Below are 26026 nucleotides of genomic sequence, written 5' to 3' on the forward strand. Positions count from 1 at the left end.
GTAGCCAAACAGCACTTCGTCGGTCGTCCAGCTTCTTGACCCGATTGCCGCTCACTTGCCAGTGGTTAAAAACAACCGTCGATTATACAGCGGATAAAAAAAAGCGGCAAGCCGGGTGGCTTTGCCGCTTTTTCATGACGAAACGGGGGAATTAACCGCCTCTTCTCATCATGTCGAAGAATTCCAGGTTGGTCTTCGTGGCCTTCATCTTGTCGAGGATGAACTCCATCGCTTCGATCTCGTCCATCGAGTACAGCAGCTTGCGCAGGATCCAGATCTTCTGCAGCTGGTCGGCCTTGATCAGCAGTTCCTCGCGGCGGGTGCCGGACTTGTTCAGGTTGATGGCCGGGTAGACGCGCTTCTCGGCCAGGCGGCGCTCCAGGTGCACCTCCATGTTGCCGGTACCCTTGAATTCCTCGTAGATCACGTCGTCCATGCGCGAGCCGGTTTCGATCAGCGCGGTGGCGATAATGGTCAGCGAGCCGCCTTCTTCAATGTTGCGGGCAGCACCGAAGAAGCGCTTCGGACGCTGCAGCGCGTTGGCGTCCACACCGCCGGTCAGCACCTTGCCGGAGGCCGGGATCACGGTGTTGTAGGCGCGCGCCAGGCGGGTGATCGAGTCCAGCAGGATCACCACGTCTTTTTTCATCTCGACCAGGCGCTTGGCTTTTTCCAGCACCATCTCGGCGACCTGCACGTGGCGGGTGGCCGGTTCGTCGAAGGTCGAGGCGACCACTTCGCCGCGCACCGAGCGCTGCATCTCCGTCACTTCCTCTGGACGTTCGTCGATCAGCAGCACGATCAGCGTCACGTCAGGGTGGTTGGCGGTGATGGCGTGCGCGATGTGCTGCAGCATCACGGATTTGCCGGACTTCGGCGAGGCCACCAGCAGGCCGCGCTGGCCCTTGCCGATCGGCGAGATCAGGTCGACGATGCGGCCGGTGATGTTCTCGGCGCCGTTCATCTCGCGCTCCAGGCGCAGCGGCTCGTTCGGGTGCAGCGGCGTCAGGTTCTCAAACAGTATGCGGTGCTTCGACGCTTCCGGCGATTCGCCGTTGACCTTGTCTACCTTGACCAGTGCGAAATAGCGCTCGCCGTCTTTCGGCGTGCGCACTTCGCCTTCGATCGAATCGCCGGTGTGCAGGTTGAAGCGGCGGATTTGCGAAGGCGAGATATAGATGTCGTCGGTCGACGCCATGTAGGACGCGTCCGGGGAGCGCAGGAAGCCGAAGCCGTCCGGCAGCACTTCCAGTGCGCCGTCGCCGAAGATCTGCTCGCCGGACTTGGCGCGCTTCTTCAGGATGGCGAACATCAGTTCCTGCTTGCGCAGGCGGGCCGCGTTGTCGATGTCCAGGCCGATCGCCATCTCCAGCAGGGCGGAGACGTGTAAGGCCTTCAGTTCAGATAGATGCATATGTGTGAGTGTCCCGTGACGGGAAGAAAAAGGTAGGGGAGGGAACTGCGTGGGGTTGATCAATGAGGGAAACGGTGTGGCCCGTTTTCCCCGGCCAAGCAGGCGGTGCTGCGGGCGCAGCGCCGCCTATCTTACTTAAATATTGCTGTCGATGAAAGAGGTCAGCTGGCCTTTTGCCATCGCGCCGACTTTTTGCGCTGCCGGCACGCCGTTCTTGAACAGGATCAGGGTCGGGATGCCGCGGATGCCGAACTTGGCAGGAACGGCCTGGTTGGCGTCCACGTCCAGCTTGGCGATGGTCAGCTTGCCTTCGTATTCCTTGGCCACTTCTTCCAGGATCGGGGCGATGCTCTTGCAAGGACCGCACCATTCCGCCCAGAAGTCCACCAGCACTGGACGGTCGGATTTCAGCACTTCGGTGTCGAAGGATGCGTCGGAGATGTGTTTGATATTTTCGCTCATGTTTTTCCCTCGGTGGGGGGTATGGGTTAGTTACGCCTGGATGATTATGCCACTGTAGATGGATATCGTCTTGACGCTGCCGGGTTACAGGCCGCAGATGGAGACGCTTTCCATGAATTCAACAGATGCCCTGAATGATGGCAAGAGGATAACAGGCGGGAGATGGATCAAATAATAACGCATTTTTGCCGCCTGTGCGGAAAATGCTGTTGTGGCTCGCGGGCAACACATCGATGCGCCATTTCCTGACCGTGCTGCTAGGCGCTGCGGTGCGCCAGGGCCAGCGCCACCAGGTCGTCCAGTTCGGCCGGCGCCACCGGCTTCTTGCAGGCGCCCAGGATGGTCAGCCCCTGCGCCATGGCCAGCCGTTCGGCGGCGCGCAGCACGCCCGCGTCCATGCCCGACAGCAGCACCACCGTGCCGCGGTAGTCGCCTTCGGCCACCAGGCGCAGGAATTCGATGCCGTCCATGTCCGGCATCGACAGGTCGCACACCAGCAGGTCGCGCGGGCCCTGGGCCAGCAGCGCCAGGGCCGCCTTGGCCGAGGTGGCGCTGGCCACGTCGAAGCTGCCGCGCAGCGGGCTCAGTTCGTCGAGCATGTCTTCCAGCAGGGCCAGCATGAAGGAGTCGTCGTCCAGCAGCAGCACCCGCAGCGGGGCCGGGCCGGATTGTTGCGTACTTGTTTGGGCAGTCATTGCTTAGTCGTTGCTTAGTCGTCGTTGGCGAAAGTGGTGTTGTTCATGATGACTTCGGTGATCCGTTCCAGCAGCGGCCACAGCCCGGCGGCCAGCGCGCGCGCGCGCGCCAGCTCCTCCTGCGGCGTGCCGGGCGCCAGTTGCTCCAGCGCCAGGCAGATCTCGGCCATGCCCAGCGCGCCGACGGTGCGCGCCGAGGACTTGATGCGGTGCCCCAGCTCGCGCACCCGCGCCACGTCGCCGCGCGCCAGCGCGCTGTCGATTTCCTCGAAGCCGTCCTGCGTGGTCTGCAGGAACTTGAAGGCGAACTTGCGTATCTTCTGCGGATTGTAGCCGAGCAGCTGCGCCAGCACCGATAAATCGACCACCGCCGGGTCGCCCGCCAGCGTGGGCTTGAAGGCCGGCACGCGCGGGCGCGCGGACGGCGCCGCGGTGCCGCTGTGCAGCGCCGCGTCGCTGTCCTCGGCGCGCTGGGCCGGCAGCCAGTTGGCGATGGTCTGGTACATCAGCGCCGGCTGGATCGGCTTGGAAATGAAGTCGTCCATGCCGGCGTCCAGGCAGCGCACCCGGTCCTCGCTGGTGGCCGTGGCGGTCATGGCCAGCACCCGCAGTTCGGCCAGCTCGGGGTCGGCGCGGATGCGGCGGGTCGCCTCCAGGCCGTCCATCAGCGGCATCTGCACGTCCATCAGCACGCAGTCGAAGCTGGCCTGGTGCAGCAGGGCCAGCGCTTCCTGGCCGTTGTTGGCCAGGCACACCGAGCTGCCGGCCTCCTCCAGCATTTCCAGCGCAATCTGCTGGTTGAAGGTGTTGTCCTCCACCAGCAGGATGCGGGCGTCCTTCAGCGCGGCCATGACGGCGGCGGTGCGTGCGCTGGCCACCAGCTCGGCGGCCGCGTCGCTCACGCTGCTGATCAGCTGCGGCACCGCGCGCGGCGACACGCCCAGGCGCGCGGTGAACCAGAACGTGCTGCCCTGGCCGGGCGCGCTGCGCACGCCGACCTCGCCTCCCATCAGCTGGGCCAGCTGCTTGCAGATGGCCAGGCCCAGGCCAGTGCCGCCGTATTCGCGCGTGGTGGAGGTGTCGGCCTGCTGGAAGGACTGGAACAGCTTGCCCATTTCCTCGTCCGACAGGCCGATGCCATGGTCGCGCACCTCGAAGCGCACCAGGCAGTTGGAGGCGTCGCTGACGGCATTGACCACTTTGACCACGATGTGGCCGTGCTCGCTGAACTTGATGGCGTTGTTGGTGTAGTTGATCAGCACCTGGCCCAGGCGCAGCGGGTCGCCGCGCAGCACCGGCGGCAGGCTGGGGTCGAGCTCGAACAGCAGGTTCAGGCCCTTGCCGGCCGCCTTCGGCGCCACCACTGTGGTCAGGGTCTGGATCACATGGTCCAGCGCGAAGTCGACCTGCTCGATTTCCAGCTTGCCGGCCTCGATCTTGGAAATGTCGAGAATGTCGTCGATGATGCCCAGCAGGTGTTCGCCGGCGAAGCGGATCTTCTCCAGGTAGTCGCGCTGGCGCGGGTTGAGGTCGGTTTTCAAGGCCAGGTAGGCCATGCCGATCACGCCGTTCATCGGGGTGCGGATCTCGTGGCTCATATTGGCCAGGAACTGGCCCTTGGCCAGGCTGGCCTCCTCGGCCACCTGCTTGGCCTGGTCGAGCTGCTCGGTGCGCTGCGCCACGCGCTCTTCCAGGTGCTCGTTCAGTTCGCGCAGCGCCTGCTCGGCGTGCTTGCTGTCGGTGATGTCGATCGACATGCAGATCAGGTAGGCCGGCTGGCCGCGCTCGTCGAACACCGGGTTCTTGAAAGTGCGCAAGTGGCGCTGTTCGCGCAAGGTGGGGTTCCACACGGTTTCTTCGTAGTCCAGCATCACGCCGCCGGCGAAGGCGGCCGCGTCGCGGGCGCGGAACGCGGCCAGCTCGTCGGGCGAGTGGAAGGCGCTGTCGTCGCCGCCCATCAGCTCCTCGAAGCGGTAGCCGAACTGCGCTTCGCAGGCCGGGTTCATCAGCAGGAAGCGGCCATCCGGCGCCTTGATGAACAGGCCGGTGGGCATCATCTTGATGATTTCCTGCAGCCGCTGCTCGCCCTGGCGCAGCGCGTCCTCGCTGCGCTTGCGGTAGCTGATGTCGGTCAGGCTGGCCACCGCCATCGGCGTGGCGCCCAGCTCGTCGCGCATCGGCTCGGCGTTCACCGACAGCCAGCACTGGCTGCCGTCGGCCTGGCGCACGCCCATGACCACGCCGCGCACCGACTGGCCCGACACCAGCGCCAGGTACACCGGGTGCTCGTCGCGCGCGAACGGCAGGCCGTCCTCGTGCACGCCGGGCCACAGGCCGGCGCCGGGGTGGGCCGCCGCGCCCAGCATGCGCGCGGCAGCCGCGTTGCTTTCCAAAATCAGGCCGTCGCCGTTGAGCACCACCAGGCCGTTGGTCACCGCGTTGAACACCGACGCCATGCGGCGGCTGGAGTTGCGCAGCGCCTGGTCGGCCAGGCGGCGGTCGTTGATGTCGGTGATCATGGCCAGGGTGCCGGCGTAGGCGCCGCTGTCGGTATTGACCAGGGTGGTCGACAGCAGGCCCCACATCGGCGTGTGGTCCTTGCGGAAGAAACGCACGTCGCCCTGCTCGGCCTGGCCGGAACTGCGGCGGCGCTGGTGGCGCAGCAGCAGCGCCTGGCCTTCCTCGTCCATGAAGGCGCTCATCGGCTGGCCCAGCATTTCCTCGGTCTCGTAGCCCAGCATGCGCGCCATGGTGGGGTTGACGAAGGTGGTCTTGTCGTCGGCGTCGGTCATCCAGATGCCCTCGGCGGCGGTCTGCACGATCAGGCGGTAGCGTTCCGAATTGGCCTGCAGCGCCTCCTCGGCGCGCTGGCGCTGCGTCATGTCGCGCAGCGACAGCACCGACAGGCCCTGGCCGGCCATCTGGATCGGCGCCAGGTGCACCATGGCCGGGAAATGGCTGCCGTCCTGGCGGCGCGCGGTCAGCACGCGGCCGGGCAGGCCGGGCCGGGTGAACAGCTCGCGCGGGCGGCCCGGCGTGCTGCGCATGGTGTCGGGCACCAGCAGTTCCATCGACAGGCCGGCCATCTGCTCGGCGGCGCCGTAGCCGAAGCACTGGGCGCAGGCGCCGTTGGCCTGGCGCACGTGGCCGTGGCGGTCGGCCAGCATCATGGCCGCCGGCGTGGCCTCCAGGATGGCCGCCACGCGCGCCTCTTCGGCGGCGGTGCGCTCGCTGATGTCGCCCAGGGTGCCGGTCATGCGCAGCGCGCGGCCGCTGCTGTCGCGCGCCACCACCATGCCGCGCCCCAGCACCCACTTCCAGCTGCCGTCGCGGCAGCGGATGCGGAACTCGCAGGACAGCGCGGTGCGCTCGGCCTGGCCCGGCCCGGCTGCCGCCTCCGGGACCGGGGCCGGGACCGGCTCGGCAGCGCCGCCGGCCGGCGCCGTGGGGCCCACCGGCGCCATGAATTCGTCGGCCACCCGGGCCTGGTCGTCCGGGTGCACCAGCGCCATCACCTGCTGCGCGTCGGGCTTGAACTCGGCCGGGTCGTAGCCCAGGATGTCGCAGTAGCGCGGCGACAGCGTCAGCGCGTCGGACTGCGGCAGCCAGTCCCACACGCCGTCGCCGGTGCCCTCCAGCGCGAAAGTGGTGAGCTGCTCGGCCTTGCTGGCGCGGTCCTCGGCGGCCGCCAGCGCCGCGTTCAGGCGGCGCAGCCGCAGCGCGCCGGCCACCGCCAGCAGCAGCGCCAGGATGGCCGCGCCGGCGCCGTACTGCCAGGCCGCGCTGTCGGCCGGCGGCTGGTACAGCAAGCCGTCCAGCGGGAAGTTGGCCGGCAGCATGCCCAGGCTGGCGTAGGTGTCGGCGATGGCGCGCCAGCGCGCCGGGTTGCTGTAGCCCAGTTCGATCAAGCGCTGCTCCAGCAGCGGGATGGTGTGCTGGGCCTCGAACATCAGGTGCTCGCGGCTGTGGCTGTTGGGGTAGCGCGCGCGGATCAGGTCGGCGATCTCGCCCGGGTGGGCCATGGCGTACTGCCAGCCGCGCAGGGTGGCCGCGCGCATGGCGGCGGCGCGCTTGGGATGCTCGCGCAGTTCGCTCTCGGTGGTGTACAGGTTGTCGCCGTAGAAATCGATGCCGGCCGCGCGCGGCGAAATCACGTCGTAGCGCAGGCTGGCGCGGTCCAGCACGTAGGGCGCCTCCGAGGTGTAGGCCGACATGGCGTCCACCTTGCCGTTGATCAGATCGTCAAGGTTGTAGCTGTGCGGCACGCTGCGCAGCTGGTCCAGGTCGATGTCCTGCTGCTTGAAGTAGGCCCGCAGTTCTTCGTTGCCGGGCGCCAGCATGAGGCGCTTGCCGCGCCAGTCCAGCGGCACGCCGTTGTCGCCGCGCCGCACGAACAGCGCCGACGCGGAATGCTGGAAGATGGTGGCCAGCACCACCACCGGGTCGCCGGCGGCGCGCTTGAGCAGCAGGGCGCTGCTGCCCACGCCGTATTGCGCCTTGCCTTCCAGCACGGCCTGCACCGGGTCGGCCCCGGGCTGGGCTTCGCGCAGGGTGACGTCCAGCCCCGCCTCGCGGTAATAGCCTTTGTCTTGCGCGGCGTAGTAGCCGGCGAACTGGAACTGGTGCAGCCATTTCAGCTGTACGGTGATGGGCTCGGCCGCGCCGGCGCCGCCCGCCAGCAGCAGGTTGGCCACGGCAGAAGCCGCCGCGCAGGCCAGCGCGGCAGCCCAGCGCGGGCGGCGCGGACCGGACGGCAAACTGGACTGAGGACGGCGATGCAGCAAGAGCTTCCCTTTCGCAAATGCGCACGGGGCGCGGCCCCGTTTTTCTCAGCCAACTATAGCATCGAAATTTTGCCTGTAGGGTTTACTTTATGGCCGCCAGGCACTAGCTATTTATTCACTTGCAATGTGCAAGCGAGCCTTGCGGAGGGCACGCCGGCCTAGGCAAAGCTGCCGGCGAACTGGTAGCGGTGGCCGGGATGCCACATGGTGGCGATCGAGGCCACCTGGCCGGCCGAGCGGGTCTGGCGCTTGAGCACCAGGCAGGGCTGGCGGGTGTCGATGGCCAGCATGTCGGCGATGTCGCGCGGCGGGCTGAGCGCCTCGATGCTGTAGGTGGCCCCCTGCAGCGGCGCGGCGGCCATCAGGTATTCGTTGGGGGTGACGGCGGCGAAGTCCTGGCTCATGTAGAGCGGCGCGCAGGCCGGGTTGACCCAGCGGTCCTCGACCTGGATCGGCACGCCGTTTTCGAAGTGCACGATGACCGAATGGAACAGCACCGAGGCCGGCGGCAGCTCGAACTGCTTGGCCAGCAGGTCGCCGGCCTTGCTCTGTTCCAGCAGTTGCAGGCTGCTGCGGTGGGCGTGGCCGCGCGCGCGCACCTCGTCGGCGATGCTCTTGATTTCCAGCAGCGTGGCCTGGTATTTTTGCTGCGCCACATAGGTGCCGGAGCCCTGGCGGCGCGTCAGCACCTGCTCGGCGGTGAGCTCGCGCACGGCGCGGTTGACCGTCATGCGCGAGACGCCAAACTGCTTGACCAGCGCCTGTTCGGACGGGATCACGTCGCCTTCCTTCCAGGTGCCGGCGGCGATCTGCTCCAGCAGATGGTCCTTGATGCGCTGGAAAATGGGGGTGGTTTCGGCTGCCTGATGTTGGTTCATGGGATGATTTTAATTCAAAAGCAAGAGTCGGGGTGTGGCGATCTTGGCGGCTGGCTACCATGGCCCCATAATGAAACCACTACGGAGCAGTCATGGACACCACCTTCAACAATGACGACGAGCGCTGGGCCGCCGTGCAGCAGCGCGACGGCGAGGCCGACGGCCAGTTTTACTATTCCGTGCGCACCACCGGCGTCTATTGCCGCCCCTCGTGCGGTGCGCGCCCGGCGCTGCGGCGCAACGTCCGCTTCCACGCCAGCATGGCCGAGGCCGAGGCGGCCGGATTCCGGCCCTGCCTGCGCTGCAAGCCCGACCAGCCGCCGCTGGCCGAGCGCCACGCCGCCATGGTGGCGCAGATGTGCCGCCTGATCGACGAAGCCGAGAGCGAGCCGGACCTGGCCAGCCTGGCCGAGGCCAGCGGCATGAGCCGTTTCCACTTCCACCGCATCTTCAAGGCCCAGACCGGGCTCACGCCCAAGGCCTACGCGGCCGGCGTGAAGCAGCGCCGCATGCAGGCCGGATTGGCCGGCCCCGGCAAGCAGGCCAGCGTGACGGACGCTATCTACGCGGCCGGCTTCAACTCCAGCGGGCGCTTCTACGCCCAGTCGTCCGGCGCGCTGGGCATGACGCCGAAAGCCTACCAGGCCGGCGGCAGCGGCGCGGCGATCCGCTTCGCCGTGGCGCAGTGCTCGCTGGGCGCGATCCTGGTGGCCAGCACCGACAAGGGTATTTGCGCCATCCTGATCGGCGACGACCCAAACGAGCTGGCGCGCGACCTGCAGGACCGCTTCCCGAAAGCGGAGCTGATCGGCGCCGAACAGGACTACGAACGGGTGGTGGCCGCCGTGATCGGACTGGTGGAGGCGCCCGAAATCGGCCTGGCGCTGCCGCTGGACGTGCGCGGCACCGCCTTCCAGCAGCGCGTGTGGCAAGCCTTGCGCGAGATTCCGGCCGGGCAGACCGTCAGCTACGCCGAGCTGGCCGAGCGGGTAGGGCTGCCGAAAGGCGCACGCGCCGTGGCCGGCGCCTGCGCCGCCAACGCCATCGCGGTGGCGATCCCCTGCCACCGCGTGGTGCGCAACGACGGCTCGATTTCCGGCTACCGCTGGGGCGTGGAGCGCAAGGCCGCGCTGCTCGAGCGCGAGGGGGCGAAGTGAGCCCCCGCCAGCCCCGGGCCGCAGCCCCCGCGCCGGGCGCCTTCGCCGGCCTGTCCGCGCGCTGCCAAGCGCTCGACTGGCAGGACATCGCCGCAGACCTGGACGCCCACGGTTGCGCCATCGTTCCCGGCCTGCTGACGCAAGAAGAGTGCGTCCGCCTGGCCGGCGCCTACGCCAAGCCCGAACTGTTCCGCAGCCGGGTGGTGATGGAGCGGCACGGCTTTGGCAAAGGCGAATACCAGTACTTTGCCTATCCCTTGCCCGGTCCCATCGCCGAACTGCGCGCCGCCCTGTACCCGCCGCTGGCGCGCATCGCCAACCGCTGGTACGACGCCATGCAGCTCGAGCCGCGCTTCCCGCCGCGGCATGAAGACTTCGTGGCCCGCTGCCACGCCGCCGGCCAGGTCCGCCCCACGCCGCTGCTGCTGCAATACCGCGCCGGCGACTACAACTGCCTGCACCAGGACCTGTACGGCGAGCACGTGTTCCCCCTGCAAGCGGCGGTGCTGCTGTCGCAGCCCGGCGCCGATTATGAAGGCGGCGAATTCGTGCTCACCGAACAGCGCCCGCGCATGCAGTCGCGCGCCGAGGTGGTGCCGCTGGAGCAGGGCGGCATGGTTATCTTCCCGGTCTTCCACCGCCCTGTGAGCGGCACGCGCGGCGCCTACCGCGTCAACCTGCGGCATGGCGTGTCGCGCCTGCGCAGCGGCTCGCGCCACACCCTCGGCATCATCTTCCACGACGCAAGCTGAGCCTCAAGGCAACTCCCGGCCCGAAAACGGGTCGATCGAGTACGGGTGGCACTGGTGCAGGAAGCCTTCCTGCGACGCCACCCGCGCCACCCAGGCCGACACGTGCACGAACTCGGCCAGCGGCAAATTCGCCTCCTCCGCCCGGTGGGTGTACGCATACACCGACATATCCGCAATCGTATAGGCGCCGCCCGCGATGAACGGCCGCGTGGCCAGTTCGCGGTCCAGCATGCGCAGCGCGTGCAGTGAACCGGCGCGCCTCATCGCCACCAGCTCGGCGGGGCGGCGTTCCAGCTTGCCGGTCATGGTCCAGTGCCGCAGCGTGGCGATGGCGCCCACGTAGTCCTGCTCGAACGACAGCCACTGCATCACCTTGGCCAGGCCGAAGCCATCCTGCGGCAGGTAGCGCGTGCCCTGCGCCAGGTAGGCCAGGATGGCGTTCGATTCGGCCAGCACCCGGCCATCGTCCAGCCGCAGCGCCGGCACCGCGCCGGCCGGATTGACCGCCAGGAAGTCCGGACGCCGGCCTTCGCCCTCGAAAATACTGATGTACTCGGTGCGGTAGGGCAATTGCAAATGATGCAGCAGCAGGCGCACTTTCCAGGCGTTCTGGGAAGGCAGGTAGTCGAACAGGGTCAGCATGGTTACGCTCCAGGGGAAAACCATATTGGACCAGCTTGCAAATTTCGCTACACTCTCCTTCTTGCTGTTGAATTCACTCTGGAGATTGTTTAGATGCGCCCGACCACCCTGATGCTTGCCCTCTTCACCGCGCTGCCCCTGCTGGCCACCGCGGCCACCATCATCGACAACGCCAACGGCTACACGCTCAACGCGGCCGGCCGGCTGGTGAGGTTCGCCGCGCTGGCGTACGACGACGAAGGCAAGCTCATCGCGGTGGGCGGCAGCAAGGCGGTGGCGGCCAAGGCGCCGGCCGGCGCCACCCGGGTCGACATGCAGGGCAAGACCGTGCTGCCGGGCCTGATCGATGCGCACGGCCACGTGTTCGGCCTGGGCGCCATCGCCACCGGCGTGGAGCTGTACAGTTCCACCTCGCTGCCCGGCGCGCTGCAGGCGGTGGCCGACTTCAGCAAGGCCAACCCGCAGCGCGCCTGGGTGGTGGGCAACGGCTGGAACCAGGAGATCTGGAAGCTGGGCCGCTTCCCCACAGCGGCGGAACTGGACGGCGTGGTGGCCGACCGTCCCGCGCTGATGCACCGCGTGGATGGCCATGCCGTATGGGTCAACAGCAAGGCGCTGGCGCTGGCCGGTATCACCCATGAAACGCCCGACCCGGCCGGCGGCAAGATCGAACGCGACGAAATCGGCCGCCCGACCGGCATCCTGGTCGATGCCGCGATGGACCTGGTCAACAAAGTGGTGCCGGTGCCGACCGAGGCCGAGTCGCGCGCCTCGCTCGACGGCGCGCTGGCGCACATGGCCAAGGTGGGCCTGACCAGCGCGCACGACGCCGGCATCGGCGTTGGCGAAGACCGCCTGTTCCGCGCCTACGCCGACGGCGGCAAGCTCACCGCCCGCATCTATGCCATGATCGGCGACACCAGCGCCGACTTCGACCGGCTGGCCAAGGACGGCCCGCTGCAAAGCTATGCCGGCGGCATGTACGCGCTGTCGGCGGTCAAGCTGTACTCGGACGGCGCGCTGGGCAGCCGCGGCGCCGCGCTGATCGCGCCCTACAGCGACGCGCAGCATACGCACGGCCTGCTGTTCTACAAGAACGACGAGATGCTGGCCAAGATGGAGAAGGCCATGAAGGCCGGCTACCAGGTCAACGTGCACGCCATCGGCGACGCCGGCAACCACCAGATCCTGGACGCCTACGCCGAGCTGCTGAAGAAATACCCGGACGCCGCCGCGCAGCGCCACCGCATCGAGCATGCGCAGGTGGTGACGCCGGCCGACATCCCGCGCTTCAAGGCGCTGGGCATCATCCCGTCCATGCAGCCGACCCACGCCACGTCCGACCAGAACATGGCCGAGCAGCGCGTCGGTCCGCAGCGCATCAAGGGCGCATATGCGTGGCAGACCTTCCTCCGCCAGGGTTCGAAGATCGCCTGCGGTTCGGACTTCCCGATCGAGTCGCCCAACCCGCTGGCCGGCATCCACGCGGCCGTGACGCGCCAGGACGCCAGCGGCGCCCCGGCCGGCGGCTGGTACAAGAACGAAGCCATGACGCTGCTGCAAGCCTTCCGCTGCTTCACGCTGGACGCCGCCTATGCCGCGCGCCAGGAGAAGGACATCGGCTCGCTGGAAGCGGGCAAATGGGCCGACTTCATCGTCACCGACGCCGACCTGTTCAAAGTCCCGGCCGCCAACATCGGCAGGATCACCGTGCTGCAGACCTGGGTGGCGGGCAAGCAGGTGTACAAGAAGTAATTGGGGGTGGCATTGGGTGCGGCGCGCGGCGCCCGCGACGCTTCGCGCCCTGTCAAGGCAAGCTGTCATGTGGCGTCGCGTCGCGCAGCAGTGTGAATATTGCAGACGCAAGCCGCTTGTATTGTTTGGCAGGCAATTCAGCCTGGGCTTTCACGGCCCTATCCGGATGGCGACGGCTTGCCCCAAGGCTTCATTCACAAGGGGCAAATCCAATCAGGGGAAGGGAAGCGATATTTGTCAGACAGGGCTTGACTTGGTTGTATAGACAACTTATGCTGGGAAGATGCGCGGAGGGCGTGCGACGATCTTTTGCTCCTCCGCATCACCTGCAACCAAGGAGACGACATGAGCACTGCCCTCGCCAACGATCCACGTTTCGACGCCACCCGCAATATCCGCGCCCCGCGCGGCCCCGAGCGTGTCTGCAAGACCTGGGGTGCGGAAGCGGCCTATCGCATGCTGCAGAACAACCTCGACAACGAAGTCGCGGAAAACCCGCAGCACCTGGTGGTGTACGGCGGCATCGGCCGCGCCGCGCGCAACTGGGCATGCTATGACCAGATCCTGGCGTCGCTGAAGGCGCTGGAAGCCGACCAGACCCTGCTGATCCAGTCCGGCAAGCCGGTCGGCGTGTTCCAGACCCATGAGGACGCGCCGCGCGTGCTGCTGGCGAACTCCAACCTGGTGCCGAAGTGGGCCAACTGGGAACACTTCAACGAACTGGACCGCGCCGGCCTGTTCATGTACGGCCAGATGACGGCCGGCTCCTGGATCTACATCGGCACCCAGGGCATCGTGCAGGGCACCTATGAAACCTTCGCCGAAGCGGGCCGCCAGCACTTCGGCGGCGACCTGGCCGGCCGCTGGATCCTGACCGCCGGCCTGGGCGGCATGGGTGGCGCGCAGCCGCTGGCGGCCACCTTCGCCGGCGCCGTCTCGCTCAACATTGAATGCCAGCAGAGCAGCATCGATTTCCGCCTGCGCACCAAGTACCTGGACAAGCAGGCCGCCTCCATCGACGAGGCGCTGGCGCTGGTCAAGTTCCACACCGAACGCAAGGAAGCCATCTCCATCGGCCTGCTGGGCAATGCGGCCGAGATCCTGCCGGAGCTGGTCAGGCGCGCCAAGGAAGGCGGCCCGGTACCGGACATGGTCACCGACCAGACTTCGGCGCACGACCTGGTGAACGGCTATTTGCCGCGCGGCTGGAGCGTGGCGGACTGGAAAGCGGCGCAGCAGGACCCCGAGCGCCACGCGCGCCTGGTGGCCGCCGCCGCCGACTCCTGCGCCGCCCACGTGCAAGCCATGCTGGAGTTCCAGCAGCTGGGCGCCAAGGTGGTCGATTACGGCAACAACATCCGCCAGGTGGCCTTCGACCAGGGCGTGGAAAACGCCTTCGACTTCCCCGGCTTCGTGCCGGCCTACATCCGCCCGCAATTTTGCGAAGGCCGCGGCCCGTTCCGCTGGGTGGCGCTGTCCGGCGACCCGGAAGACATCTACAAGACCGACGCCAAGATCAAGGAACTGTTCCCGCACCACGCGCAGGTGCACCGCTGGCTGGACATGGCGCGCGAGCGCATCGCCTTCCAGGGCCTGCCGGCGCGCATCTGCTGGCTGGGCCTGGGCGAGCGCCACATCGCCGGCCTGGCGTTCAACGAGATGGTGCGCAACGGCGAGCTGAAGGCGCCGATCGTGATCGGCCGCGACCATCTGGACACCGGCTCGGTGGCCAGCCCCAACCGTGAAACCGAAAGCATGAAGGACGGCACCGACGCCGTCTCCGACTGGCCGCTGCTGAACGCGCTGCTGAACACCGCCGGCGGCGCCACCTGGGTCTCGCTGCACCATGGCGGCGGCGTGGGCATGGGCTACTCGCAGCACTCCGGCGTGGTGATCGTGGCCGACGGCACCGACGCCGCCGCCAAGCGCCTGGCGCGCGTGCTGGTGAACGACAGCGGCTCGGGCGTGATGCGCCACGCCGACGCCGGCTATGAAACTGCGGTCGCCTGCGCCAAGCGCAACGGCCTCAATCTCCCAATGATCAAGTAAGCGAGCACCCAATGACGCAAAGCCAAAGCAAAGCCTGGACCCTGAACCCGGGCAAGATGACCCTGTGCGAACTGCGCGCGGCCTGGAACGACTGCGCGCCGGTGACGCTGGCCGCCGAAGCCTATCCGGTGATTGAAGCGTCGGCCGCCGCCGTGCGCGCCATCGTGGCCAAGGGCGACGCCGCCTACGGCATCAACACCGGTTTCGGCCTGCTGGCCAAGACCCGCATCCCCGACGAAAAACTGGAACAGCTGCAACGCAACCTGATCCTGTCGCACTCGGTGGGCACCGGCGAGCTGCTGTCGGACGCGGTGGTGCGCCTGATCATGCTGATGAAGATCGGCAGCCTGGCGCGCGGCTACTCCGGCGTGCGTCCGCTCATCATCGACACCTTGCTGGCGCTGTACAACGCCGGCATCATGCCCGCCATTCCGGCCAAGGGTTCGGTCGGCGCCTCGGGCGACCTGGCGCCGCTGTCGCACATGACGCTGGCCATGCTGGGCGTGGGCCAGGTGCGCCACAACGGCGAGCTGGTGCCGGCGCTGGACGCGCTGAAGGCCGCCGCCATCGCCCCCGTGGTGCTGGCGGCGAAGGAAGGCCTGGCGCTGATCAACGGCACCCAGGTGTCGAACGCGCTGGCGCTGCACGGCCTGTTCATGGCCGAGCGCCTGCTGGAAGCGGGCATGGTCACCGGCTCGCTGTCGCTGGACGCGGCCAAGGGCAGCGATTCGCCGTTCGACGCGCGCGTGCACGAAGTGCGCGGCCAGCCGGGCCAGATCGCCGCCGCCGCCATCTACCGCGAGCTGGTGAGCAACAGCGCCATCCGCGCCTCGCACCTGGTGGGCGACGAGCGCGTGCAGGATCCTTACTGCCTGCGCTGCCAGCCGCAGGTGATGGGCGCGTGCATGGACATCATCGGCAACGCCAGCCGCACCCTGCTGATCGAAGCCAACGCCGTCACCGACAATCCGCTGCTGTTCCAGGAGGGCGACAGCGCCGTGGTGGTCTCGGGCGGCAATTTCCACGCCGAGCCGGTGGCCTTCGCGGCCGATACGCTGGCGCTGGCCATCGCCGAAATCGGCAGCATTGCCGAGCGCCGCATCGCGCTGCTGATCGACGCCACGCTGTCCGGCCTGCCGCCTTTCCTGGTGCGCGATCCGGGCGTCAACTCCGGCTTCATGATCGCCCACGTGACGGCAGCCGCGCTGGCGTCCGAGAACAAGTCGCTGGCCCATCCCGGCAGCGTGGACACCATCCCGACCTCGGCCAACCAGGAAGACCATGTCTCGATGGCCACCTACGCGGCGCGCCGCCTGGACGACATGGCGCACAATACGGCTGTCATCCTCGGCATCGAGCTGCTGGCGGCGGCGCAGGGCATCGACTTCCACCGTCCGCTGAAGACCTCGCCGCAGCTGGAACACGTGCACGCGCAGCTGCGCGCGCAGGTGCCGTTCTTCGACGCCGACCGCTTCTTCGCGCCGGATATCGAGGCGGCCAAGCAGATGGTGCTGAAGGGTGAGCTGAGCGCTACCTGCAAGAACCTGTTCACGCCGCTGCATCCGTAACGAGCTTCAGGGGGACGACCAGATGGACTTTCAATTCGCGGCAGGCAGCCTGCCCTTGCTGGTGTCGATGCCCCACGTGGGCACCGACATCCCGGACGATATCGCGGCCGGCTTCGCGCCGGCCGCGGCGGTCAAGACCGATACCGACTGGCACCTGGTGCAGCTGTATGGCTTCCTGCGGGAAATGGGGGCCTCGACGCTGGCGGCGCGCTGGTCGCGCTACGTGATCGATCTGAACCGTCCGCCCGAGAACACCAATCTGTATCCGGGGCAGGACACCACCGGCCTGTGCCCGGTCGACACCTTCGGCCGCGCGCCGCTGTACCCGGCAGGCGGCGCGCCCGATGAAGCCGAAGTGCAGCGCCGTTTGCAGCTGTACTGGAAGCCCTACCACCAGCAGCTGCGCGCCGAGCTGGACCGGCTGCTGGCCATCCACGGCCGCGTGGTGCTGTGGGACGCGCACTCCATTGCGTCGGTGGTGCCGCGCTTTTTCGAAGGCAAGTTGCCGGACCTGAATTTCGGCACCGCCGACGGCGCCGCCTGCGCGCCCGGCATGACCGACGCCATCGCCACGCTGGCGCAGGCGCACGGCGGCTACACGGTGGCCGTGAACGGCCGCTTCAAGGGCGGCCACATCACGCGCCACTACGGCAAGCCGGCGCACAACGTGCACGCGATCCAGCTGGAGATGTGCCAATCCACCTACATGGACGAGACGGCGCCCTATGGCTACCGTCCCGACCTGGCCGCGCAAGTGCAGCCGCTGCTGCGCCAGCTGACGCAGGCGGCAGCCGATTGGGCGGCCAAGGGAGCGCAAGCGTGAGCGCGTTGTTTGCAAAAAACGCCTTGCTGCCGTCCGGCTGGGCGCAGGACGTGCTGCTGCAATGGGACGCCGGCGGCGAGCTGATCGACGTTACGCCCAACGCCTTGCACCCGGCCGGCGTGGAGCTGGCCGAATACGCCATCCCCGGCATGGTCAACCTGCACTCGCACAGCTTCCAGCGCGCGCTGGGCGGGCTGACCGAGAAGGCGGGCGACGGGCCGGATTCCTTCTGGACCTGGCGCGACCTGATGTATCGCTTCGCCCGCAACATCACCCCCGCGCACATGGAAGCCATTGCCGCGCAGCTATTCAGCGAATGCCTGCGCCACGGCTACACCTCGGTGTGCGAGTTCCACTATGTGCAGCGGGCGCCGGACGGGGCCATGTACGCCAACGCCGCGGAAACGGCCGGGCGCGTGATCGCCGGCGCAAGGCTGGCCGGCATCGGCGTGACCATGCTGCCGGTGTTGTACAGCTACGCGGGCTTCGGCGAAACGCCGCTCAAGCCGGAACAGCTGCGCTTCAAGACCGACGCGCAGGACGTGCTGAAGATCATTGGCGAGCTGGAAGCGCTGCGCGACGCGCAAACCGAGGTCGGCGTGGCGCCGCACTCGCTGCGCGCCGCTTCCGTGTCCCAGATCAACGAAGTGCTGGCCGCCTTGCCGCACAATCGGCCGGTGCACATCCATATCGCCGAGCAGCAGGGCGAGGTGCGCCAGTCGCTGGACTTCAGTGGGCGCCGTCCGGTGCAATACCTGTATGATGAGGTGCAAGTGGACCGCCGCTGGTGCCTGGTGCACGCCACCCACCTGGTGGACGGCGAAGTGCAGGCCATCGCACAAAGCGGCGCCGTGGCGGGCCTGTGCCCGACCACCGAGGCCAACCTGGGCGACGGACTGTTCCCGCTGGAGCCGTTCCTGGCGCAAGGCGGCCGTTTCGGCATCGGCAGCGACAGCCATATTTCGCACAGCGCCGTCGAGGAACTGCGCTGGCTGGAGTACGGGCAGCGCCTGATGCAGCAGCGCCGAAATATCGCGGTGTCGGCGGTGCAGCGCAACGTGGGCGACTTTTTATGGCAGGGCGCCTTGCAGGGCGGGGCGCAGGCGGCGGGGCGCGCGGTGGGCGCGCTGGAAGCGGGCAAGCGGGCGGACATCGTCGTGCTCGACGACGGCCATCCGAACTTGTACGGGCTGGCGGCGGACGAAGTGCTCGGCACCCTGGTATTCAGCGGCAACGACAATCTGGTGAAGCATGTATTGGCTGGCGGCCAGTGGGTGGTGCGCGAGCAGAAGCACGCGGCGCAACAGGCCATCGCCGCGCGGTTCAAACAGACGCTGGCCGAACTGCGGGAGTTCAGGTAATGAGCAAGCTGATACAGTACGCAAGCCTGCACGCCACGCCGTGGAAGAACGGCGGCGGCAGCACCACCGAGATCGCCATCGCACCCAACGGCGCCACTTTCGACAACTTCGACTGGCGCATCAGCCTGGCCACGATAGCCCACAGCGGTCCGTTCTCGCTCTTTCCCGGCATCGACCGCACGCTGACGCTGGTGAGCGGGCCGTGCGTGGTGCTGGATGTGGGCAACGAGCGCCAGGTAGCGCTCAGCGAGCGCGAACCGGTGGTGGCCTTCCCGGGCGAGATCGCCGTGTCGGCCACCGTGGGCGACGGCCCCACCACCGATTTCAACGTCATGACGCGGCGCGCGCGCTGCAGCCACCAGCTGGAGCGGCGCGTGGTGCGCGACTTCTCCACGCTGGAGCGGCGCAGCCCCACCACCATCGTGTTCCTGGCCGAAGGCGAAAGCCTGACCATGATCAGCGCCGACGAGCGCGTGGCCATGGTGCGCTACGACGCGCTGGTGCTCAACACCGAGGACGTGTGGACCCTGGAGGCGTCCAGCGCCACGGTGTTCATCGTCGACATCATCCCCAACGAGGAAGAAGACGAATAATGACGTGGGACGTGTTGTACACCAATGTGCACCTGGCCACCATGGCCGGTGCCGAAGGCTACGGCGAACTGCGCAACGGCGCCGTCGCCGTCAAGGATGGCCGCATCGCCTGGCTGGGCAGTGCCGGCGATGCCGCAGCGGCCGGCAGCGCCGCCACGGTGCACGACGGCGCCGGCTGCTGGCTTACCCCCGGCCTGATCGACTGCCACACGCACATCGTCCACGCCGGCAACCGCAGCGACGAATTCGAGGCGCGCCTGAACGGCGCCACCTACGAGGACATTTCGAAGGCCGGCGGCGGCATCATGTCCACCGTGCGCGCCACCCGCGCAGCCACCGACGACGAGCTGTACGCGCAAAGCCTGCCGCGCATCGCCAGCCTGCTGGCCGAAGGCGTTACCACGCTGGAGATCAAGTCCGGCTACGGCCTGACACTGGAATCGGAAGCCAAGATGCTGCGCGTGGCGCGCCGCGTGGGCGCCACGCTGCCGGTGAGCGTGGCCACCACTTTTCTCGGCGCACACGCCGTGCCGCCCGAATTCGCCGGCCGCGCGGACGACTACGTGGCCGAAGTGTGCGCGATGATGCCGCTGCTGGCCGGCCAGGGACTGGTGGACGCGGTGGACGCCTTCTGCGAGCGCATCGGCTTCAGCAACGCGCAGACCGAGCGCGTGTTCCAGGCCGCCGCCGCCCTCGGGCTGCCGGTCAAGCTGCACGCCGAGCAGTTGTCGGACCAGCGCGGCGCCGAACTGGTGGCGCGCTACCGCGGCCTGTCCGCCGACCACCTGGAGCACCTGACGGCGGACGGCGTCGCCGCCATGCAGGCGGGCGGCACGGTCGCCGTGCTGCTGCCGGGCGCCTACTACTTCCTGCGCGACACCACGCCGCCCCCGGTGGCCGCCTTGCGCGCGGCCGGCGTGCCGATGGCGGTGGCCACCGACAACAATCCCGGCACCTCGCCGATGACTTCGCTGCTGCTGGCCATGAACATGGTCTGCACCCTGTGGCGGCTGACTCCGCTGGAAGCGCTGGCGGGCTGTACCGTGCACGCGGCCCGCGCGCTGGGCCGCCAGAACGATATCGGCACGCTGGAAGCGGGCAAGCGCGCCGACTTCGCGCTGTGGGACATCGCGCGTCCGGCCGACCTGTGTTATTCCTTCGGCTACAACCCCTGCCGGGGCGTGGTCAACGGCGGCGTGCTGCGGGCGCCGGCGCTCTAAAATCCCGCCCGGGGGCGCTGGCGATCGTGTACATTAATACGATCACCAGCGCCCCTTCCCAGATCATCATGCGTCCGATCCGCCTCGCCGTACTGCTGGCCCTGAGCACCCAGGCCATCGCCCAGACCCCGCCGTCCCCGGTGCCGCCCAATCCGGATGTGCCGGTGGTCGCCACCACGCCGGCACAGCCTGCCGCACCCGGCGCGCCTGCCGCGCCGGTGGCCGCCGCCGCAGCGCCCAAGCCTTTCGCCGACATCGTCAAGGGCGCGCAGCGCCTGCCGGGTTTCTTGTCCCTGTACCAGAAGGACGAGAAAGTATGGCTGGAGCTGAAACCTGAGCAGTTCGACAAGCCCTTCTTCATGTCCGTGAATACCCCGAACGGCATCGGCGAACGGGGCGTGTATGGCGGCCAGATGACGCGCAGCGAAGTGGTCATGTTCCGCAGGATCGGCAGCCTGGTGCAGCTGATCGCGCTGAACACCGGCTTCCGCGCCACGCTGGGAACGCCGCAGGCGCTGGCCGTGTCGCAGGGCTTTTCGGACAGCCTGCTGAGCGCAGCGCCGGTGGTCAGCGCGCCCAATCCGCAGGGAAAAGGCATCCTGGTGGAAGCGAACGCGCTGCTGTTCACCGACATACCCGGCTACGCCACGCGGCTGGACTACGCCTTCCGCCTGCCGTACAGCCTGGACCCGCGCAACAGCAGCTTTAGCAACGTACGCAGCGACGACGGCATGACCGGCTTCCACGTGAACGCGCACTACTTCGTGCCGCGCATCGCCGCCGCGCCGCTGATGCCGGTGCCGATGTATATGCCGCCGCCGTTCACGCTGCCCGACCCGCGCAGCATGTTCCTCGGTTTCTACTACAGCTTCATGCCGCTGCCCGCGCAGCCCATGCCGGCGCGCGCGGCGGACGACCGCATCGGCCACTTCGTCACCACCAGCCTCGATTTCACGGACGACATCAAGCCCAGCCAGGCCAGCCATGCGGTGAACCGTTGGCGCCTGGAGAAGAAAGACCCGGCGCTGGCCGTGTCGGAACCGAAGCAGCCCATCGTTTACTGGCTGGACAAGAACATCCCCGAGAAATACCGCGAATCCGTGAAGCAGGGCGTGCTGGCGTGGAACGCCGCCTTCGAGCGCATCGGCTTCAAGGACGCCATCGTAGTCAAGCAGCAGGACGCCAAGGACAATTTCGACACCATGGACGCGCGCCACGCTTCGGTGCGCTGGTACGTGGGCGTGGACGCCGGCTTCGCCATCGGTCCCCGCCAGGTGGACCCGCGCAGCGGCGAGATCCTCGATGCGGACATCGGCATGTCCGACGTGTTCGCGCGCGGCGCGCGCCGCATGGCCAGCGAGGACACGCGCTTCAATCCGGAAGCAGCGGACCATGCGCACGGGTACGCCGGCAATCGCACCGTCAACGGTATCCGCTGCGACTACGGCATGGAATCGGCCCAGGAAATGGGTTTCGCCATGGACCTGATGGAGGCGCGCGGCGACGTCGAGATGGACAGTCCGCAGGCCGAGGCGGTGGCGCAAGCCTATGTGCGCTCGGTCATCATGCACGAGGTGGGGCATACGCTGGGCCTGCGCCACAACTTCCGCTCGTCCACCATCTACAAGCTGAAGCAGCTGCAGGACAAGGCCTTCACCAGCAAGAACGGCATGAGCGGCTCGGTCATGGACTACACGCCGTTCAACCTGGCGGTGAAGGGCGAGCAGCAGGGCGAATACGTCACGTCCGCGCTGGGGCCGTATGACTACTGGGCCATCGAATACGCCTACAAGCCCATCGCGCCGGAGCAGGAGAAGGAGGAGCTGGCGCGCATCGCCAACCGCTCCAACGAACCGTTGCTGGCCTTTGGCACCGACCAGGAAGCCTATGGCGGCGTGTCCGACCCTGGCGTGAACATCTTCGACCTGGGCGACGATCCGCTGGCCTATTTCCAGAAGCGGCTGACCATGTCGCGCGAGCTGTGGGACCGCGTGCAGACGCGCCGCCTGAAGCCGGGCGAGAGCTACGAGTCGCTGCGCCGCAGTTTTGAATATGGCTTCTCGCAGTTTGCGCGGGTGATGCCGGTGGTGGTGAAGTATGTCGGCGGGGTGACGCACTTGCGCGACCACGCAGGCACCGGCCGCGCCACGTTCACGCCGGTACCGGTCGAGCGCCAGCGCGCCGCGCTCAAGCTGCTGACCAACAACCTGTTCCGCGCCGACAGCTTCAAGTTCACGCCGGACATGGTGAGCCGCCTGGGCGGGGACCAGCTGTTGAACCGCACGCGGCCCGATATCTCAATCGGCAGCTACGTGCTGTCGCTGCAGGCGGCTGCGCTGGACCAGCTGATGTCGGACCCGGTGGCGGGCCGCCTGCTCGACTCGCAGGAGAAGGTGGACCAGCCGAAGAAGGCGCTGGCGCTCGACGAGCTGTACACAACGGTGCAAGCAGCCGTGTGGAGCGAGCTGAAAACCGGCAAGGACATCGGCAGCATGCGGCGCAACCTGCAGCGCGAACACCTGAAGCGGGTGGCCACGTCGCTGCTGCGCTCCGCGCCCGGTGCGCGGGCGGACGCGCGCAGCCTGCAGCGGCAGCAGGCGCTGGCCCTGCAGCGCGACATACGCGGCGCCATGTCGGGTTCCATCAGCAACGAGGCGCGGGCGCACCTGGCCGAGAGCTATGAAACGCTGAGCCAGGCCCTCAAAGCGCCGATGCTGCGCACGGGCGCCTGACTTGCGGCGCCCGAGCGGCGGCGTGCGCGGCGCCAGCGATCTTTTCAGCGCGCCTGCCTGGCGGGCTGCCCTGAGTCCGAGCGGGCGCGCGGCTGGCGCCGGCCTATGCGCCGCGCTGCTCGCCGCCGCAGCGACGGCCGCCGCCGCGGCCGACGATGGCGTGCTGCGCGTCGGCTCCAAGCGCTTCACCGAATCCTACGTGCTGGGCGAAGTACTGGCGCAGACCGCCGCGCCGCACGTCAAAACGGAGCACAGGCAAGGGCTGGGCAACACCGCCATCGTGCTGGCCGCCCTGCAGGCCGGCAAGATCGACGTCTACCCCGAATACACCGGCACCATTGCGCTGGAAATCCTCAGGCGCGGCGCATCCGCGCCGCTGGAGCAGCTGCGGCGCGAGCTGGCGCCGATGGGGCTGGGCGCGGCGGTGCCGCTCGGTTTCAACAACACCTACGCCTTGGCTACGCGCGGCGACGCCGGAAGCGGCGCGCCGCGCACCTTGAGCGGCCTGGTGGGGCAGGGCGGCTACAAGTTCGGCCTGTCGCATGAATTCATCGGCCGCGCCGATGGCTGGCCCGGGCTCGCGCAACGCTACGGCCTGGCGCAAAAGCCGGTCGGCCTGGACCATGGCATCGCCTACGAAGCGCTGGCGCAAAAGCAGGTGGACGTGATCGACATCTATTCCACCGACGCCAAGATCAGCCAATACGGCCTGCGCGTGCTGGACGACGACAAAGCCTACTTCCCCCGCTACGACGCGGTCCTGCTGTACCGCTTGGACGCCGCCCAGCGTTTCCCTGCTGCCTGGCGCGCCATCCAGCAGCTGGAGGGCGCCATCCCGGCCGCCGATATGATCGCCATGAACGCCGCCGCCGAAGTCGAAGGCAAGAGCTTCGCAGCAGTCGCCGCCGCCTGGCTCGCCACCCGCGCCGCCAAGCCCGCCCGTCCCATGCCGGCCGGCAGCGCGCATGCCGCGCCGGGCGACGCTGGTGCCGCCGCCGCCGCCGCCGCCCCGTCCACCTCCGGCCAGCAGGCCGCAGGCTCGGCTTCGCGCCCCGGCCTGCTGGCCAAGATCTTCGACGCCAGCCTGTGGACCCTCACGCGCCAGCACGTCACCCTGGTGCTGCTGGCGGTGGCGCTGGCCTGCGCGGTCGGCGTGCCGCTCGGCGTGCTGGCCGCCTCTGTCCCGCGCCTGCGGCAAACGGTGCTGGCGCTCACCGGCGTGCTGCAAACCATCCCCTCGCTGGCCTTGCTGGCCATGATGATTCCCCTGCTGGGCAGCATCGGCACCGGCCCCGCGCTGGTGGCCCTGTTCGTGTACGCGCTGCTGCCCATCGTGCGCAACACCTGCACCGGCATCGGCCAGGTGCAGCCCGGCCTGAAACTGGCCGCACAGGCATTGGGACTGAGGGGATGGCACAAGCTGGTGCATGTGGAGCTGCCGCTGGCCATGCCGGTGATACTGGCGGGCGTGAAAACGGCGGCGGTCATGAGCGTGGGGACGGCCACCATAGCGGCCTTTATCGGCGCCGGCGGCTACGGCGAACGCATCACCATCGGCCTGGCCCTGAACGACAACGATATGCTGCTGGCGGGCGCCTTGCCCGCCGCCGCGCTGGCCCTGCTCACGCAAGGCCTGTTCGAACTGCTGGAGCGCCTGGCGGCGCCCGGGGGACGGATCAGTCGGTAGCCAGCTGGGACAGCGCGTCGCCGGTCACGCGGCAGATGCGCCAGTCCGGCATCACGGTGGCGCCCATGCCCTGGTAGAACTTGATGGCGTTCTCGTTCCAGTCCAGCACCGACCACTCGAAGCGGCCGCATTTGCGTTCCACCGCCAGTTGCGCCAGCGCCACCAGCATTTGCTTGCCATAGCCCTTGCCGCGGCAATTCTGCTTCACGTACAGGTCTTCCAGGTACAAGCCCTTCTGGCACAGGAAGGTGGAGAAGTTATGGAAGAACAGGGCAAACGTCACCACTTCGCCGTCCTCCACGCCCACGATCGCCTCGGCAGCCGGATGGTCGCCGAACAGGCTTTCATGCAGCTTGCGCTCGTCGGCCACCACCATGTGTTCCAGTTTTTCAAACACCGCCAGCTCAAAAATCATGCCGAAAATGGCGTTGACGTCTTCAGGCAGGGCGGGACGGATGGACAGGCTGTTTGAGCTCATGATGCTTCGAGGTTGCTTTCTAAAGGGGTTGATTTGGCGGGCGACGGCGCTTTCAGCGCCCAGGCCACGCTGGACAGGCACAATACCATGCCGAACCACTCCATGGCACCGGGCCGGTAGTGTTCCAGCTGGATCGACAGCAGCACCGAGATCACCGGCGTCACCACGCCGATGTACACCGCCTTCTGCGAGCCGATGCGGTGGATCAGCGTGAAATAGGCGCCGAAGGCGATCACGGAGCCGAACAGCGACAGGTAAATCAGGCCGGCCCAGTAGCTTGGGCGCGAAGGCAGGCGGAATTCCTGTCCGTTGAGCAGCGCCCAGCAGGCCACCGCCACGGTGCCCCAGAACATGGCCCAGGCCATGGTCAGGAACACATTCGACGATTCTTCGCGCACCTTCACCACCACCACGTTGCCGATGGTGCTGGCCACGGTGGCGCACAGCGCCAGCCCCAGGCCGAGCAGGAAATGGCCGCTGCCGCCGGACAGGATGTCCTTCCACGCGTGGTGGATGGGCTGGTAGAACAGCAGGATCACGCCGCAGATCGACACCGCCGCCGCATTCCACATGCGCCAGGTGAGCGGCGTGCCGAACATGAGCCGGTTGCAGATCGGGGTCCAGAACACCATCAGCACGAACAGCACGGCCACCAGCGCGGACACCAGGTACTGCTCGGAAGTATAGGTGCAGACATAGCTGATGGCGAAGGTGGCCACGCCCTGCAGCATCATCCAGCGCTGCACCTTCCACGGCATGCGCAGGCGGTCGCCGCGCAGCAGGCACCAGGCGAACAAGGTGGCCGAGGCCAGGCCGAAGCGGTACACAATGGAGACTGCGGGGGCGACGTCGCCCAGTTGCAGGGTGATAGCCCAGAAAGTGGAACCCCAGATCAGGCAGGCGATGGCGAAGAGGATAGGCGAGGACATGCGGGCAGTATACGGGCTTTCCCCGTGTCTTGCTCGGTACTAACTTT

Annotated in this window: 19 protein-coding genes; 11 read left to right on the plus strand and 8 right to left on the minus strand. The window is 67.8% G+C overall.

Annotation, left to right across the window (positions count from 1 at the left end):
- Window positions 1–151: 151 nt before the first annotated feature.
- The 5 genes from rho to hutC all read right to left on the minus strand — a co-directional run bounded on the left by rho (window position 152) and on the right by hutC (window position 8233).
- Entirely contained in the window at window positions 152–1414 is a 1263-nt protein-coding gene (rho, locus tag ASD15_RS01825) for a transcription termination factor Rho (protein WP_057153038.1), read from the minus strand.
- A 135-nt stretch (window positions 1415–1549) separates the two neighbouring features.
- Entirely contained in the window at window positions 1550–1876 is a 327-nt protein-coding gene (trxA, locus tag ASD15_RS01830; protein ID WP_057153039.1) for a thioredoxin TrxA, read from the minus strand.
- A 257-nt stretch (window positions 1877–2133) separates the two neighbouring features.
- On the minus strand, window positions 2134–2571 hold the full coding sequence (locus ASD15_RS01835; protein WP_229418023.1) for a response regulator: 438 nt from the start codon (window positions 2569–2571) through the stop codon (window positions 2134–2136).
- Between the two features lie 14 nt (window positions 2572–2585).
- Entirely contained in the window at window positions 2586–7355 is a 4770-nt protein-coding gene (locus ASD15_RS01840; protein WP_082551485.1) for a PAS domain S-box protein, read from the minus strand.
- 158 nt (window positions 7356–7513) lie between these two features.
- Complete coding sequence (hutC, locus tag ASD15_RS01845) at window positions 7514–8233, minus strand: histidine utilization repressor (protein WP_057153041.1); 720 nt, start codon at window positions 8231–8233, stop codon at window positions 7514–7516.
- A gap of 92 nt (window positions 8234–8325) precedes the next feature.
- Here hutC and ada point away from each other — a divergent pair, with 92 nt between their 5' ends.
- The gene (gene ada, locus ASD15_RS01850; protein WP_057153042.1) at window positions 8326–9390 is read left to right on the plus strand and encodes a bifunctional DNA-binding transcriptional regulator/O6-methylguanine-DNA methyltransferase Ada; all 1065 of its coding nucleotides are present in this window, start codon (window positions 8326–8328) and stop codon (window positions 9388–9390) included.
- Window positions 9387–10142: a 2OG-Fe(II) oxygenase gene (locus tag ASD15_RS01855; RefSeq protein WP_082551486.1), complete on the plus strand. Its 756-nt coding sequence runs from the start codon at window positions 9387–9389 to the stop codon at window positions 10140–10142. The genes ada and ASD15_RS01855 overlap by 4 nt, the downstream gene beginning before the upstream one ends.
- Before the next feature lie 3 nt (window positions 10143–10145).
- On the opposite strand, the gene ASD15_RS01860 is transcribed toward ASD15_RS01855, so the two are convergent.
- Window positions 10146–10784, minus strand: a complete 639-nt coding sequence (locus tag ASD15_RS01860) for a glutathione S-transferase family protein (RefSeq protein ID WP_057153043.1) — start codon at window positions 10782–10784, stop codon at window positions 10146–10148.
- 93 nt (window positions 10785–10877) lie between these two features.
- Between ASD15_RS01860 and ASD15_RS01865 the strand changes: the two genes are divergently transcribed.
- The 9 genes from ASD15_RS01865 to ASD15_RS01905 all read left to right on the plus strand — a co-directional run bounded on the left by ASD15_RS01865 (window position 10878) and on the right by ASD15_RS01905 (window position 24572).
- On the plus strand, window positions 10878–12539 hold the full coding sequence (locus tag ASD15_RS01865) for an amidohydrolase (protein ID WP_057153044.1): 1662 nt from the start codon (window positions 10878–10880) through the stop codon (window positions 12537–12539).
- A 345-nt stretch (window positions 12540–12884) separates the two neighbouring features.
- Complete coding sequence (gene hutU, locus ASD15_RS01870) at window positions 12885–14588, plus strand: urocanate hydratase (RefSeq protein ID WP_057153045.1); 1704 nt, start codon at window positions 12885–12887, stop codon at window positions 14586–14588.
- Window positions 14589–14599: 11 nt separating this feature from the next.
- Complete coding sequence (gene hutH / locus ASD15_RS01875; protein WP_057153046.1) at window positions 14600–16156, plus strand: histidine ammonia-lyase; 1557 nt, start codon at window positions 14600–14602, stop codon at window positions 16154–16156.
- 22 nt (window positions 16157–16178) lie between these two features.
- Window positions 16179–16979 (plus strand): N-formylglutamate deformylase, encoded by an 801-nt coding sequence (gene hutG / locus ASD15_RS01880; protein WP_057153047.1) that lies wholly within the window; start codon window positions 16179–16181, stop codon window positions 16977–16979.
- A complete protein-coding gene (locus tag ASD15_RS01885; protein ID WP_057153048.1) occupies window positions 16976–18340 on the plus strand; it encodes a formimidoylglutamate deiminase in 1365 nt (454 codons plus the stop codon). Before hutG ends, ASD15_RS01885 begins: the two co-directional genes overlap by 4 nt.
- Window positions 18340–18933 carry a HutD family protein gene (locus ASD15_RS01890; protein ID WP_057153049.1) on the plus strand — a complete coding sequence of 198 codons (594 nt, stop codon included), beginning with the start codon at window positions 18340–18342 and terminating at the stop codon, window positions 18931–18933. Before ASD15_RS01885 ends, ASD15_RS01890 begins: the two co-directional genes overlap by 1 nt.
- Entirely contained in the window at window positions 18933–20153 is a 1221-nt protein-coding gene (gene hutI / locus ASD15_RS01895; protein ID WP_057153050.1) for an imidazolonepropionase, read from the plus strand. The genes ASD15_RS01890 and hutI overlap by 1 nt, the downstream gene beginning before the upstream one ends.
- A 26-nt stretch (window positions 20154–20179) precedes the next feature.
- Window positions 20180–22885, plus strand: coding sequence for a zinc-dependent metalloprotease (locus tag ASD15_RS01900; RefSeq protein WP_229418024.1), 2706 nt, complete (start codon window positions 20180–20182; stop codon window positions 22883–22885).
- A gap of 115 nt (window positions 22886–23000) precedes the next feature.
- The gene (locus ASD15_RS01905) at window positions 23001–24572 is read left to right on the plus strand and encodes a glycine betaine ABC transporter substrate-binding protein (RefSeq protein ID WP_057153637.1); all 1572 of its coding nucleotides are present in this window, start codon (window positions 23001–23003) and stop codon (window positions 24570–24572) included.
- Here the strand turns inward: ASD15_RS01905 and ASD15_RS01910 are convergent.
- On the minus strand, window positions 24562–25050 hold the full coding sequence (locus ASD15_RS01910) for a GNAT family N-acetyltransferase (RefSeq protein WP_057153051.1): 489 nt from the start codon (window positions 25048–25050) through the stop codon (window positions 24562–24564). The genes ASD15_RS01905 and ASD15_RS01910 overlap by 11 nt on opposite strands.
- Window positions 25047–25979, minus strand: coding sequence for a DMT family transporter (locus ASD15_RS01915; protein ID WP_057153052.1), 933 nt, complete (start codon window positions 25977–25979; stop codon window positions 25047–25049). Before ASD15_RS01915 ends, ASD15_RS01910 begins: the two co-directional genes overlap by 4 nt.
- Window positions 25980–26026: the final 47 nt, after the last annotated feature.

This window comes from Massilia sp. Root351, from assembly GCF_001425045.1.
Classification (GTDB): domain Bacteria; phylum Pseudomonadota; class Gammaproteobacteria; order Burkholderiales; family Burkholderiaceae_D; genus Rugamonas.